General features: G+C 60.2%; 12 protein-coding genes. 2 read left to right on the forward strand and 10 right to left on the reverse strand.

Features of this window, described 5'->3' with window-relative positions; genetic code table 11:
* Positions 1-353: 353 nt before the first annotated feature.
* The 6 genes from VQ071_RS25215 to trhA all read right to left on the reverse strand — a co-directional run bounded on the left by VQ071_RS25215 (position 354) and on the right by trhA (position 7,516).
* Positions 354-1,295, reverse strand: a complete 942-nt coding sequence (locus VQ071_RS25215) for a metallophosphoesterase family protein (protein ID WP_340517031.1) — start codon at positions 1,293-1,295, stop codon at positions 354-356.
* Positions 1,296-1,421: 126 nt separating this feature from the next.
* Complete coding sequence (locus VQ071_RS25220; protein WP_340517033.1) at positions 1,422-2,711, reverse strand: homocysteine synthase; 1,290 nt, start codon at positions 2,709-2,711, stop codon at positions 1,422-1,424.
* A gap of 102 nt (positions 2,712-2,813) precedes the next feature.
* Positions 2,814-4,115, reverse strand: coding sequence for an ATP-binding protein (locus VQ071_RS25225; protein WP_340517035.1), 1,302 nt, complete (start codon positions 4,113-4,115; stop codon positions 2,814-2,816).
* A gap of 180 nt (positions 4,116-4,295) precedes the next feature.
* Entirely contained in the window at positions 4,296-5,051 is a 756-nt protein-coding gene (locus VQ071_RS25230; protein ID WP_340517037.1) for a sugar phosphate isomerase/epimerase family protein, read from the reverse strand.
* 178 nt (positions 5,052-5,229) lie between these two features.
* Positions 5,230-6,804 (reverse strand): diguanylate cyclase, encoded by a 1,575-nt coding sequence (locus VQ071_RS25235; protein WP_340517039.1) that lies wholly within the window; start codon positions 6,802-6,804, stop codon positions 5,230-5,232.
* 64 nt (positions 6,805-6,868) lie between these two features.
* Positions 6,869-7,516 carry a PAQR family membrane homeostasis protein TrhA gene (gene trhA / locus VQ071_RS25240; RefSeq protein ID WP_340517041.1) on the reverse strand — a complete coding sequence of 216 codons (648 nt, stop codon included), beginning with the start codon at positions 7,514-7,516 and terminating at the stop codon, positions 6,869-6,871.
* Positions 7,517-7,896: 380 nt separating this feature from the next.
* Between trhA and VQ071_RS25245 the strand changes: the two genes are divergently transcribed.
* Complete coding sequence (locus VQ071_RS25245) at positions 7,897-8,799, forward strand: aldo/keto reductase (protein WP_340517043.1); 903 nt, start codon at positions 7,897-7,899, stop codon at positions 8,797-8,799.
* Positions 8,800-9,161: 362 nt separating this feature from the next.
* The gene (locus VQ071_RS25250) at positions 9,162-9,830 is read left to right on the forward strand and encodes a DUF559 domain-containing protein (protein ID WP_340517045.1); all 669 of its coding nucleotides are present in this window, start codon (positions 9,162-9,164) and stop codon (positions 9,828-9,830) included.
* 601 nt (positions 9,831-10,431) lie between these two features.
* Here the strand turns inward: VQ071_RS25250 and VQ071_RS25255 are convergent.
* The 4 genes from VQ071_RS25255 to VQ071_RS25270 are packed head-to-tail and all read right to left on the reverse strand — an operon-like array spanning position 10,432 to position 14,273.
* Positions 10,432-11,388: an ABC transporter ATP-binding protein gene (locus tag VQ071_RS25255; protein WP_340517047.1), complete on the reverse strand. Its 957-nt coding sequence runs from the start codon at positions 11,386-11,388 to the stop codon at positions 10,432-10,434.
* On the reverse strand, positions 11,381-12,412 hold the full coding sequence (locus VQ071_RS25260) for an ABC transporter ATP-binding protein (protein ID WP_340517049.1): 1,032 nt from the start codon (positions 12,410-12,412) through the stop codon (positions 11,381-11,383). Before VQ071_RS25260 ends, VQ071_RS25255 begins: the two co-directional genes overlap by 8 nt.
* 13 nt (positions 12,413-12,425) lie before the next feature.
* Positions 12,426-13,340, reverse strand: a complete 915-nt coding sequence (locus VQ071_RS25265; protein WP_340517051.1) for an ABC transporter permease — start codon at positions 13,338-13,340, stop codon at positions 12,426-12,428.
* Positions 13,341-13,343: 3 nt separating this feature from the next.
* Entirely contained in the window at positions 13,344-14,273 is a 930-nt protein-coding gene (locus VQ071_RS25270; RefSeq protein ID WP_340517052.1) for an ABC transporter permease, read from the reverse strand.
* Positions 14,274-14,366 lie beyond the last annotated feature (93 nt).

Consider the following 14,366-nt stretch of genomic DNA (forward strand, 5'->3'; position numbering starts at 1 on the left):
TTCCTCTATATTATAGACGCTGACGGGGCCGCTTCGCGAACGCGGATTGCCGCATGTTCGACAATGCGCTACAATTAAACTTGAACTTTATTATGGAGGTGTTCCCCGAATGGGAATGTCAGCATCTAAAAAAGCAAGACGCAAAGCCGAACGCGAAGGCAAGCTCAATCCCGAAGCACTGCGGGGCGAATGGACCCGCAAGCCGCACACGCAAGTCCAACCGAATACGAAGCTTGAACAGCGCCGCTCCTTCTGCCGCAAGCCGGGCACAAGCGAGGGCGCTGATTTTTTTGCCGGGCTGCGCTCGGATCATCGGACGGCGGCCGCCGCTTTTTCCGGAGCAATGCCCCGCTTCAAAATAACTTCCACTTCCAGGGCCTGTGCGTCCTCGGCGCTGTCAGCTTGCGGCTCCCGGCCAGCCTGATCCACGTATCGTACCGCCGGCCCTCGTCCTTAAGCTCGATCACTCTCGCGCCTCGCTTGAAGCCCCAGCGCCCATAGGTATGATAGCCTGTCGCCCGCCCGTAGGTCAGCCGGATGCCGAGCAGCGTCCCCTCGAAGTCGTTGATATGATCGTGCCCGCAGAAGGTGCCGAGCACGCCGCCCGTCTCGGCGAGAGCCGCGAACAGACCTGAATTGATCCTGGGACAAGAGATATCCTCATATTTGCGTCCATCGCAAGGCTGCGTGCGCCAGACCTCCCTGTACTCGGGCAGCGGGATGTGGAAAAAGACGAGCGAGGTCGGCGGCGCCTCCGCTTCAGAGGGCCGCATGGCCGCGGCCTGCGCTCTGAACCAGTCGATCTGCTCCTCGCGCACCCAGTCGTAGCCCGGCACCTGCGCCAGCTCGGAATAGCTGCCGGTGTCCAGAAAATACAGGACGTGGCGCGTCGTCCCGTCCGCTCCGGCGACAGCCAGCGAATAGTTGCCGACACCGTGCACGGACGCCGGCCCAGCCGACCCGAGGCAGCCGCGCTGCGCCGTCAGCGTCTCCATCAGCCGGGCACGCGATACGTCGCCCTCGCTGTCATGATTGCCGAACACCGGCGCCCATGGCGTACCCGTGCGAGCGACGACGGATACGGCCTGCGTGACCGAAGCATAAGGGTCCTTGCAGCCGCGGCTGTAGATGATGTCGCCGGTGAAGACGACGAGATCCGGCCGTTCCTCCGCGAGTATGCGCTCCATGAGCTGAGCGGTCCTGCGATCCTCCGCTTCTCCGTTCTGCCAGTGCAAATCCGTGAACTGCACGATCTTGAAGCTGCCGTCCGGTCCGAACCGGAGTTCCTCCGTCATGTCCGACGCCCACCGCCTTCCGCTTTTAGCATCTCCTGTATCGATCTATATTCGCCTCTCAAAGGAAAACGACCTCCGAGGCCGATGGGCCGGACGCGGAGATCGTTGTTCCCGGTGCGCTATCGCTTATTGCTGGCTTGCTTCGATCGCCTGACCGAGATCGGCCAAAATATCTACGATCGATTCCGTGCCGATCGACAGGCGGATCAGATTCGGGCTGACGCCGCTCGCATACTGCTGTTCCTCGGACAGCTGCTGGTGCGTCGTGCTGGCCGGATGAATGATGAGCGACTTGGAGTCGCCTACGTTCGCCAGATGGGACAGCAGCTTGACGCTCGAGATGAGCTTCTTGCCCGCTTCGACGCCGCCCTTGATGCCGAACGTGAGGATCGCGCCCTGGCCTTTGGGCAGATACTTCTTGGCCAGCTCGTACGATGCATGGCTCGGCAGGCCGGTATAACTGACCCACTCGACATGCGGGTGGTTCTCCAGATAGCGGGCCACTTCAAGCGCGTTGCTGCTGTGGCGCTCCATGCGCAGGTGCAGCGTCTCAAGGCCCTGCAGCAGCAGGAACGAGTTGAACGGCGAGATCGCGGCGCCCATGTCGCGCATCAGCTGGACGCGCGCCTTGATGATATAGGCGATCGGGCCGACCGCTTCGCTGTAGACGACGCCGTGATAGCTCGGGTCCGGCGTAGTGAGGCCCGGGAACTTGCCGCTGGCCGCCCAGTCGAACTTGCCGCCGTCGACGATGACGCCGCCGATGGAGGTGCCGTGGCCGCCGATGAACTTGGTCGCGGAGTGCACGACGATGTCCGCGCCCCACTCGATCGGACGGAGCAGGTACGGGCTCGGGAACGTGTTGTCCACGATGAGCGGGATGCCGTGCTCGTGCGCGATCTTGGCGACCGCCTCGATGTCGAGCACATCGCCCTTCGGATTGCCGATCGTCTCGGCGTAGAGCGCCTTGGTCTTGTCCGTGATCGCCGCGCGGAAATTCTCCGGATCGGAGGCGTCGACGAACTTGACGTTCAGACCGAGCTTGGGCAGCGTCGTGGAGAACAGGTTGTACGTGCCGCCGTACAGTGTCGAAGACGATACGATCTCGTCGCCGACGCCGGCGATGTTCAGGATCGAATACGTGATGGCTGCCTGGCCGGAAGCCGTCGCGAGCGCGGCAGCTCCGCCTTCAAGTGCAGCGATCCGGTTCTCGAACACATCCGAGGTCGGATTCATGAGCCGCGTATAAATGTTGCCGAACTCCTTCAGTGCGAACAGGTTCGCAGCATGCTCCGCATCGCGGAAACCGTAGGAGGAAGTCTGATAGATCGGCACTGCGCGCGACAGCGTCGTCGGATCGATCTGTTGGCCTGCATGCACGGCCAGAGTCTCGGGTTGATATTGTTGCTCGGACATCGTACTTATTCACGCTCCTATAGGTATGGGTAGGATTCGACAAACTATCTATTCGAGTTCGATCGTCCAATTCCTGCTTACCCTTATTAATCCCTACTATTTTCATTGGAATCCAATCCTATTAGAGGGACCTCCCCAGTCCGAACCGCTCAGCCAATTCCGCTTGTTCCCCTTGTCCAGGTCGTTGCGCAGACCCAGCACGAGCTGCTCCAGATCGATGCGATCCTCGTAGCGCTTCTGCAGCGCGGCGGATACGTACAGCTCGTTCAACTGAGCGAGCGAGAAGCCTTCGGTACGCTCCGCCGCATGGATCGCCTGCTCTTCGCCGGCCAGCTCCGGCAAGCCTTTGCGCCGCAGATAGTCCAGGCGCATCGCCTCGTCCGGGAGCTTCACCTCATAGGCACGGTCGAAGCGGCCGGCCCGATTGATGAGCGCGGGATCGATCTTCTGCGGATAGTTGGTCGTACCGATCAGGAAGACGCCCTCCTTGGCCGTCGCGCCGTCCAGAATGTTCAAGAAGAAGGAGCGGCACGAATCGGGCATCGAATCGATGTCCTCGATGATGAGGATGGCCGGAGCCTGCTTGACGGCGGCGGCGAATACTTCGCGGATCGATTCGCTGTTCGTATATTCGGTGATCTGCCAATAGGAGACGGGCGCCTCGACGCTGCCCGCGATCGACTTGACGAGCGTCGTCTTGCCGTTGCCCGGCTTGCCGTAGAGCAGAATGCCGCGCTTGTAGGGGATCTGATATTGCTGAAAAAAAGTGCGGTCGCCGCCGAAAAACTCGTCGACGGAGCGGAAAATCTGCTGCTTGAGCGCTTCTTCCATCATTACATCCTCGCGGGGGATCGCCTGGGAGATCGGCTCGCGGCAATGCTGAAGACCTTCCCGCGCATCGGTGTATACGTGCATCTTGGGCTCCTCCGACCGACGCTGCTGGATCGCCTGAAGGCAAGCGCTCAACTGCTCGTCGTCGGCCGCGAAGATCAGGTCCTCGGTGCCCAGGCCGAAGTGCACGAGCATCGGCACTCTTACCAACGCTACGCGGTATTCGGGGTAGGCGAACACATTGTTGCGAATCGAGGGCAGCATTCTATAGTTCGGCTCGCCAAGTCTCGGCTCGAAGGCGATCTGCCTGGACTCTACGAGATCGAAGACCGAGGCGATATGGACGAGCCCCGGATACTCGGAGACGATGTCTTCGGCCAGACCTTCCCACACGTCCCCCTGGTCGCCTTGATCGTAAAGCTTGACTGCGCAGCCGAAGCGCTCCGACAGCAGTCCCGCGAGGCGCGCGACCGCCCTCGCATAGTCGAAGTAGCGCTCCGCCGGTTCCTGGGCGCGGTAGTCGTACGAAGCGACATAGGCCGCCATCTGTAGAGCGGTTGATCCTGTCTGCATGCGAAGTTCCTCCTTGTCCGTGCGGCAGCCGATGAACGACTGCCGCATGCGTCGTATCGTAGCAAAAAACCGCGAGCATCGGCCCGCGGCTGTTCAAGACGCGCATGATCGTAGCTTCGCGGACGAAGCTTGCGGGCAGTATGCGGCCTTGTAAATATGAGATTATAAACTTCGCTGCGATTACAGCAGCTTGAAGCTCGCGGACCCGATCGCCGACAGCTCCCGCATCTCGGCCAGCTTGATCCAAGGGTCGCCTTCGCCGAGATAGGTTAGCGACAGCGGCCCCGCATAGCCCGTCTTCCGGGTCAACTCCACGCAACGCCTGAAGTCCATCGAATCCAGCTGTCCGCCGCCGTCTTCCCTCGCCTTGGCATGCACCGTCTCGGCGCGAGGCAGGATTTCCTCCAGTTGGCGGTACTTGTCGTCCTTGAAGTTGCCATAGTCCGCCGTCAGTCCGACCTTGCCCCCGGTATCGCTCAGCATCCGGAGGACGCGATCGGAACTGCCGAGCAAGGAACCGAGATTTTCCGTAACGACTCTGATGCCCGCATGCTCCGCGTAGGCGGACAGGAGGACCAGCGTCTCTGCGGCGCGTACGAACGCGGCCTCGCTGTCCCCGCTGCCCTCGCCCGCGCCGATCCGCACCCGCCGGAATCCGGCCTTGGCCGCGGCGTCGATCCATTCCCGGTACAGCGCCATCTCGGCATCGTGCCTGACCTCGTCTGCCGTGCCCGGTTCGCCGAAGTCGAGCAGCAGCGAATTCAGCTCGACGCCCGCCAGGCCTGCAATCCGCCTCAGCTCGGCGAGCCCCTCGTCGCTGCGGTCCTTCAGGTGAGGATAGGCCAGCTCCACGCCGCCGTAGCCCTCAGCGCCCAGCCTGCCGATCAGCTCGAACAGCCCCAGCAGCGCCGGATGATCCTCTACTTCCTCCGTCATCGCCATCGCTTCCTGGTCCCACGCGACATATGCGAGCGGCCCCATCCATTTCTCAAAAGACCAGCTGTTGACATGATGCTTCAGTGTTATCGCCCCCCGCCGAGCATGGTTTAATCGCTTACCCCTAATTAAACCTGGCGGACGCAAACCAAACAAGCTGCCGTGAAAAGCGGCGCGATCATGAGCCGGCTGCCGGCTGCTCGACGGCCGAGGCGCTCGTCACACGGTTCCGTCCCGCCTGCTTGGCCTCATAAAGGGCCGCGTCCGCCTGCGCGATCAGCTGCCGTTCGCCCCCGCTGTCGTCCGGCACCGCGCAGGCTACGCCCAGGCTCAAGCTGACGATCCCCTCGCTTGAGCCCGAATGCGGTATCGCCAGCGCGACGACAGCCGCCCGGATCTGCTCCGCCAGCGCCGCAGCCTCGTCCGCTCCTGCGCCCGGCATGATCACGCCGAACTCCTCGCCGCCGTATCTGGCCACCATGTCCGCTTCTCCGCGCAGACAGCCCGCCGATGCGGACGCTACCCGAATCAGGCATTCGTCCCCCGCCTGGTGCCCGTATGCATCGTTATATTTTTTGAAGAAGTCGATATCGAACATGATGAGCGACAGCCGCCCCCGCTGGGCCCGGGCCGTCGTCCAGGCCGCGTGCAGATCCTGATCGAAGCGCCGCCGGTTCGGTATGCCCGTGAGGCCGTCCAGCAGAGACAGGCGCTGCAGCAGGCTGTTGGCTTCCTTCAGCTTCTCCTCGGCGAGCTTGCGCTCGGTGATATCGGTGGAGACGCTCATATAACCGATGACGCCTCCATCCGAATCGCGCACATGCGATACGATTACATTGGCGACGAAGCTGCTGCCGTCTCTGCGCTCGATCGTCCATTCCTGTCCTTCGCCTGTGCGGAGCATCATGCGCTGCACGAACGCGGTTAACGCGTCTGTGCTGGCGGGACTCGGCCGGTTGGGGCGGGGCTTGTCCGCTTGCTCATCGGCCGCATCTGCGAGCGGCATGAACCGGCCGACGACGTCGCCGGCCTCATAGCCCAGCAGTCTCTCGGCGCCTCTGTTGAACAGGGTGATGCGGCCGGCCAGATCCGCAGCGACGATCGCCACATCCGATGCCGACTGGAGAATCGACTCCTGAAGAATGTGCAGCTGTCTGTAGCGGCGCTCGCTCGAACTCAGCTCCAACTGGAGCCGGTTGGCCGTCGAGAAATAGGACGTCAAGCCGGCGACGAATATTCCTCCTATAATAATAATGAGATAATAGGGAGGAAGAATGTCCCATGCCTGCGCACCGAACAAAACGCCGATCGTAATCGCCGTACACACCATGCAAAGCAATACGGAATAAAACCAGAACTGCCACGCGCCGCGCGCCAGTACCCGACGCAAAAGACCGCTGCCGACAGCCAGCACGAGTGCTGACGCCGACGCGATCAGCGAGGCTTCGTTCACGCCGCCGAACATCACGATGCGGCCGATCACAACAATGGCGGCCGTGATCAGCGAAGCGAACAGCCCGCCGAAGGCCGCCGAACATATAATCATCAATTGCCGAAAATCCAACAAGGAGTGCGCGTCGAGACGTACGCTGAAATACATAAGCACGAGGCCGAAAACTCCGTAAGATACGGCACCATATACGATGATGCGCCGAGGCGCGTCGCCTTTGGTCCCGTATTCGCCGAACAGGGCGTTGAAGAAAAATAAAAATGCGGTCAGCAATGCGAAATTGGCGATAAGCGTATTGATCATGAAGCTTCCCCCGAAAAGTGATGACGACTCAAATCATCATTTTACTACAATTTCCGGGGAAATATTAGTAAATCCGCAGTACGAACAACAAAATGGCGAAGAAATGCGCAACCGATCCGCCGAGCACGAACAAATGCCAAATCGCATGATGGTAAGGAAATCCCCTCCACACGTAAAATATCGCGCCGACAGTATAAAGCAGCCCGCCGCCGATCAGCAGTCTGATGCCCCCGGTGGACAGCGCCTCCGTGAGCGGCCCCCAGGCAAATACGATCATCCAGCCCATCAAAATATAGACGAGCGTGGACAAATACAGAAATTTTTTGGTAAAGAACGCTTTAAAAATGACGCCGCCTATGGCGAGCCCCCATACGAGACCGAACAACGTCCAGCCAAGCGGGCTGCGAAGCACAGTGAGCAGGATCGGCGTATACGTGCCGGCGATAAACAAATAAATGCAGGAATGATCGAATGTCTCGAACAGGTCTTTGAGCTTGCCCTCCTGAAGGGCATGCACGAGCGTCGACGCCGTATACAGCAGCAGCATCGTCGTACCGTAGATGGCAAAGCTCGTCACATGCCAGGCCGTGCCGTACAGGCTGGCATAGACGACGAGAATCGTGAGCGCCGACACGCTGAGCACTGCGCCCAGACCATGCGTGATGGCGTTGGCTACTTCCTCCCTGCGCGTGTATACATAGGTGTTCGCCATATTCCGATCTCCTTCCGATTGTGTTGCGGACTAGCAGTTCTTTTTATTTTAGCACTGCCGCGCTTCAAATGCGAAAAGCGCAGACGGGCATCGGCAACGCGGCGGACTGAGACATGCCCGAACGCGGCTTCGTCTTGGCGAGTGCGCATGAATGCCCTTGCAAGCACAATATGCGGCGACCGGCTCATAGGTGAATGCCCAGTTGCAGGCGAATGCCCAGCTCAGGTGAATGTCTAGCTCCAGGTGAATGCCTAGTCGATAAAATTTTTCCGCCGCGCAGACCGCCCGCCGCAAGTCTCTGCACCATTTGCTGCGTTGGGATCGCCCGCCTCGGGTACAAAAAAATAAGCTCGATGAATCGATCCATAGGAGGGAATAGATTGGAGACACGTAAATTCGGCAAAACGGATATGAAGGTGTCCGTGCTCGGCTTCGGCAGCGCGGAGATCGGCATGGACAGCTCGACGGCAACGGATCAAGAGGTCGGAGAACTGCTGAACGCACTGATCGACGAAGGCGTCAACGTGCTGGACTCGGCGTCCAGCTACAAGCGCAGCGAGAGCCTGATCGGTCAGTTCCTGTCGAGCCGCCGGAGCGAATACTACGTATTCAGCAAGCTTGGCGAAGGCGAGAGCGTCGGTCTCCCCTATCCCGACTGGGACGTGCGCAACGTCCGTCCGAGCATCGAGCGCACGCTGCGCGATCTGAAGACCGACTATGTCGATCTGATGATGCTTCACAGCTGCTCCGAAGCGATCCTGCGTCAGGGCGAGCTGATCGAAGCGCTGCGCGAGCTGAAGCGCGAGGGTCTGACGCGGTACATCGGCTACAGCGGCGACAGCACGGATGCGCTCTATGCGGTGAACACCGGCGTCTTCGACGCGCTGGAGACGTCGATCAACATCGCCGATCAAGAGTCGCTGCAGCTCACCGTGAGCGAGGCGGCCAAGCTCGATATGGGCATCATCGCCAAGCGGCCGATCGCCAACGCCGTCTGGGTCAGACAAGGCCTCGAGAATGCGCCCGACCCGTATGTCGAGCGTCTCGACAAGCTGAGCTATCCGTTCCTGCAGCAAAGTTCGGATGTCATCGCCGAGAAAGCGCTCCGCTTCGTCCTGTCCGTCCCCTACGTCGATACGGCGATCGTGGGCACGACCAAGCTCGAGCACTTCAGGCAGAACATCGGCTGCGCGGCGAAGGGCAAGCTCCCCGACCGCGAGATCCTCGACATCCGCAACCGCTGGCTCGAAGTGCAGGAGCCGGCTTGGGCGGGATTGAAGTAAGAAGGCGGGTTCGCAGCGGGAGTGCAGCGGGTTCGCAACGGGAGTGCAGCGGGAGTGCAGCGGGAGTGCAGCGGGAGTGCAGCGGGAGTGCAGCGGGAGTGCAGCGGGAGTGCAGCGGGAGTGCAGCGGGAGTGTAGCCGGTTCGCAGCGAGATCGCAGCGAGGTTCGAGCCGTCACGTACTTCGCGCCGTATATGGGGTCAGCAACTATTCAACCCCACTGGCCTCTGTCGCTCGGATAATCGGATTGCCGCTGTACGGGTTTTCCACTATAATCATGTTATCGAGACGAAGAACGTCCCGTCAGCATTCCTAAGCGGATGCCGGCGGGACGTTTTTATTTTCCGGGAGGTCGGCGGATAGATGGGGTTTGAGGAGACGCATGAGACATTTATCGCAAGGCACATGGCTGCGAGATCGGGCGAGCGAAGAGGCAGGCTGGAACGCGGACATCGCGAGGCGGAGAAGCTGTTCTGCAAAAACGTATGGTGGAAGCTGCACGGACACTTCGACGGCCTGCACCCGGAGTATGAGGTGAGAGACTGGCGCGGCTTGTCGTATTTTTGCGACTTCGTATGGATCGGGCCGGCGGTGAAGCTCGTTATCGAGATCAAGGGCTTCGGCCCGCATGTCCGGGATATGGACCGGCACAAATACTGCAACGAGCTGAATCGAGAGACGTATCTGACTGCGATGGGCTATCAGGTCGTGAGCTTCGCCTATGACGATGTGGCGGCGAGGCCGGATTTGTGCGTGACGCTGCTCCGTTTGCTGATGAGCCGGTATCACGCGCAGATTGCTCCGCTAGGAATGGACAAGCTGATCGAAAAAGAGATCGTTCGACTGGCCGCCACCTTGGCGCGTCCCATTCGTCCGATCGACGTCGAGTCCCATCTCGGCATCAATCATAGAGTAGCTGTGCGGGCGCTGATCCAACTGTGCGAGAACGGTCTATTCTCGGTCACTAGAGGCCCCCGCCATCACCGCAATGTTCGTTATGAAGCCAAAGAAGCAGCGTGGAGGCAGCTGTAAAGCTGTAATATGAGGTGGCTGTGGCTGTAGAAGCGAGATGCGAGATGCGAATAAATTAACTGCAAATATACAGCTAATTCGTTCATTCTTGGATGAATTCGAATGATTAACTGCAAATATACAGTTAGCTAGTCGTGCTAAGCGATAATTTGGCGGATATGAAGAAATTAGATGCATATTTGCAGTTATCAGACAATGCGGGGAGATGACGCCCCATTTAACTGCATATTTGCAGTTAACGGGAGATTGGCTGGGAAAGGCTCACCGAGTTTGCGGGAGGTTGCGGGGCTTGCGGGGCTTGCGGGGCTTGCGGGGGTTGCCGGGGTTAGCGGGGCTTGCCGGGCTTGCGGTGGTTGCCGGGGTTCGCGGGGTTCGCGGAGGTTGCGGGCTTGCGGGGCTTGCGGGGCTTGCGGGGCTTGCGGGGCTTGCGGGGCTTGCGGGGCTTGCGGGGCTTGCGGGGCTTGCGGGGCTTGCGGGGCTTGCGGGGCTTGCGGGGCTTGCGGGGCTTGCGGGGCTTGCGTGGTTCGGGGGGTTCGCAAGACGCGCAGCACATCAAAAAACACGCCGGAGGGCGTATCCTCCGGCGTGTGTCGTTCGATGATTAGTATAGATGGCAAGCGACGTAGTGGTCGGGCTTGACTTCTTTGAACTCGGGCATCGTCTTGGCGCAGATGTCCATCGCGTGCGGGCAGCGCGTGCGGAACGGGCAGCCGCTCGGCGGATTCAGCGGGCTCGGGATCTCGCCCTTCAGAATGATGCGCTCGCGCGACTTCTGCTGATCGGGGTCCGGCAGCGGGATCGCGGACAGCAGCGACTGCGTGTACGGATGCAGCGGGTTCTCGTTGAGCTCGTCGGACTCGGCGACCTCGACCAGCTTGCCGAGATACATAACGCCGATGCGGTCCGAGATGTGCTTGACCATCGCCAGGTCATGCGCGATGAACAGGTACGTCAGGTCGCGCTCGCGCTGGAGCTTCTTGAACAGGTTGACGACCTGGGCCTGTACGGATACGTCGAGCGCGGAGATCGGCTCGTCCGCGACGATGAACTTGGGCTCGATGGCGAGCGCGCGCGCGATGCCGATCCGCTGGCGCTGGCCGCCGGAGAACTCGTGCGGGAACCGGTTCGCATGCTCCTCGTTCAGGCCGACGGCGTTCAGCAGCTCGCTGACGCGCTCCGTGCGCTTGCGGCCGGAGGCGAGGCCGTGGATCTCGAGGCCTTCGCCGATGATCTTGCCGACGGTCATCCGCGGATTGAGCGATGCGTACGGGTCCTGGAACACCATCTGCATCTCCTTGGTGAACTTCATCCGCTCGGACTTCGAGAGTCTGCTCACGTCGCGTCCGTCGAACTTGATGCTGCCGGACGTCGGCTCGTACAACTGCATGATCGTGCGTCCCGCGGTCGACTTGCCGCAGCCGGATTCGCCGACCAGGCCGAACGTCTCGCCGCGTCGGACGCTGAAGTTCAGACCGTCGACAGCCTTCAGCACGCGGCCGCCGGACAGATTAAAATGCTTGCGCAGATCTGTCAATTCAAGAATTGGCGCATCAGACATGTGCCGCACCCCCTGACTCGATCGGCCTATCTACCTTGGGGGCGTCCGGGTGGTTCAGCCAGCACTTCGCCGTATGGGCGGGTCCGTCGATCTCGAACTGCGGCGGATCGTTCTCCTGGCAGATCTTCATCGCGTACGGGCAGCGGGCAGCGAACGCGCAGCCCTTGGGCGGCGCGTACAGATCCGGCGGCGTGCCGGGAATCGACGACAGCTCGCTTTTCTTGTCGCTGTCCAGACGCGGCACCGAGTTGAGCAGCCCCCAGGTATAAGGATGACGAGGATTATAAAAGATATCGTGCAAGCTGCCCTGCTCGGCAACCTGTCCCGCGTACATAACGATGACGCGCTGCGCAAGCTCGGCGACGACGCCGAGATCGTGCGTGATCAAAATGATGGACGTGCCTGTCTTCTCCTGCACGTCGCGCATGACGTCCATGATCTGCGCTTGGATCGTCACGTCGAGCGCGGTCGTCGGCTCGTCCGCAATGAGCAGCTTTGGCCGGCAGGCCAGCGCGATCGCGATCATGACGCGCTGGCGCATGCCGCCCGACAGCTCGTGCGGATATTGGTGAATGCGGCCTTCCGGGTTGGACATGCCGACGAGCTTGAGCAGCTCGATCGCGCGCGCCAGCGCCGCCTTCTTCGACAGCTTCTCGTGCTTGCGGATGCCCTCGGCGATCTGCATGCCGACGGTCATCGTCGGATTGAGCGAGGTCATCGGATCCTGGAAGATCATGCCCATCTCGGCGCCGCGGACCTTCCGCATCTGTGCCTCGTTCAGCTTGGTGATGTCCTTTTTGCCTTCATACAGGATGGAGCCTTCTTTAATATAGCTGGGAGGTGTCGGCGTCAGCCGCATGAGCGTCTGGGCCGTGACGGATTTGCCGCAACCCGACTCTCCTACGATTGCGAGCACTTCGCCTTTATCCAGTGTAAAGGAGACGCCGCGAACCGCTTGTACCTCGCCCGCGTGCATCTTGAACGATACGCGCAGGTTGTTTACTTCCAATAGAGGCGTGCTCATCGGACTCTCCTCCTTATTTTCTCATCTTCGGATCGAGCGCGTCCCGCAGGCCGTCCCCGAGCAGGTTGAAGCTCAGCAGTATCAAGCTGAACACGATGGTCGGGAATACGAGACGGTGCGGATGATAGCGCATATACGCGGCGCCGTCGCTCAGCAGATTGCCCAGCGAAGCCAGCGGCGGCTTGATGCCGAGACCGATGAAGCTCAGGAAGGCTTCGGCGAAGATCGCGGTCGGCACGACGAACGTAATCTGCACGACGATGACGCCGAGCGCGTTCGGAATGAGGTGCTTCAGAATAATGCGGAACGGCTTGGCCCCCAGCGCTCTGGCGGCCAGTACGAATTCTTGCTCCTTGAGCACGAGCATCTGCCCGCGAACAAGTCTGGCCATCGAGACCCAGCCGGTAATGGCATAAGCCAATATAATCGTCGATACGCCCGGCCCGAGCACCATCAGGAGCAGGATGGACAGCAGCAGGTACGGGATCGAATAGATAACTTCGATGAAACGCTGCATGATCATGTCGACTTTGCCGCCGAAGTAGGCGGAGATGCCGCCGTACAGCACGCCGATCACAAGGTCCAGCAGCGCGGCCATGATGCCGATGAACAATGAAATGCGGGCCCCCCACCAGACGCGCGTCCACAGATCGCGTCCGAAGTCGTCCGTGCCGAAGTAGTGGGCGGCGGAAGGACGAAGATTGACGGCGCTCGCGTTCTGGGTCTCGTAGTCGTAGCCGCTGACGAGCGGCACGATGAGGGCGAGCAAGGCGACGACGATCATGACGACAAGTCCGATCATGGCCAGCTTGTTTTTCTTAAGACGTCTCCAGGCATCCTGCCAGTAGCTGACGGAGGGGCGGAGTATCGCTTCTCTGTCTCCGGTCTTGAGGGCCGGCTCGAATTGGCTCTTGGCGATATTGTCCATGCTCTATCTCCCCTTCCCTAACCGAATCCGCGGATCGACCAGACCGTACGCGATATCCGTGATGAACATGACGAGGATCAGGATCGCGGCATAGAAGATGGCGAGTCCCGTGATCATCGTATAGTCCGTCGTCAGAATCGACTGCACGAACTGATGGCCGAGGCCGGGCACGGAAAAAATCTCCTCGACGATCAGTGTGCCGGTGACGACATTGGCGGCGATCGGGCCGAGGATGGTGACGACCGGCAAAATCGCGTTGCGAATCATGTGATTGACCGTGATGGAACGACTGTTCAGTCCTTTGGACTTGGCGGTCTTGATATAGTCCTGGCTGGCGACGTCCAGCATGGACGCGCGCATCATGCGGGCCAGGATCGCGATCGTGCCGAACGACAACGCGAGCGCCGGCAAAATGCGGTGTTCGGGACCTGTCCACAGGCCCGGAGGCAGCCAGCCAAGCTTGACGCCGACGAAGTATGAGAGCAGCGGGCCGACAACGAACGAAGGCACGGAGATGCCGATGATAGCGATCAGCATCGCGGAATAATCTCCAAGCTTGTTGTGCTGCAGCGCCGCGAAAATGCCAAGTAATAAGCCGATGATGACGGCAAAAATCAGTGATTCGATCCCAAGTTCAAGCGATGCGGGAAAATTGTGTTTGATGACTTCTACGACGTCGCGTGTCGGATATTGGTAGGAAACGCCGAGGTCTCCTTGAACGACTTTGCCCATGTACTTCAAATATTGCTGCCAGACGGGTTTGTCCAGGCCATATTGCTCCCGCAAAATCTGCAGATTCTGGGGCGACAGCTTCGATGCGTTCTCGCCGAACGGATTGCCCGGCAGCAGCTTCATCAGGAAAAACGTAACGGTAACGACAACCCACAGCGTAATGACCATATAAATGAATCTGCGCAAGGTGTACTTCAGCATGGAAAACCCTCCCTTCTCGAAATTTGCAAGCGTCAAGCACATGAAGGAAGCCGTTCAAGAACGGCCTCCCTCATGGTTGGCAGTGACTGTACC

Origin of the sequence: Cohnella sp. 56 (assembly GCF_037963805.1) — a bacterium.
In the GTDB taxonomy this organism is placed as follows: domain Bacteria; phylum Bacillota; class Bacilli; order Paenibacillales; family Paenibacillaceae; genus Cohnella.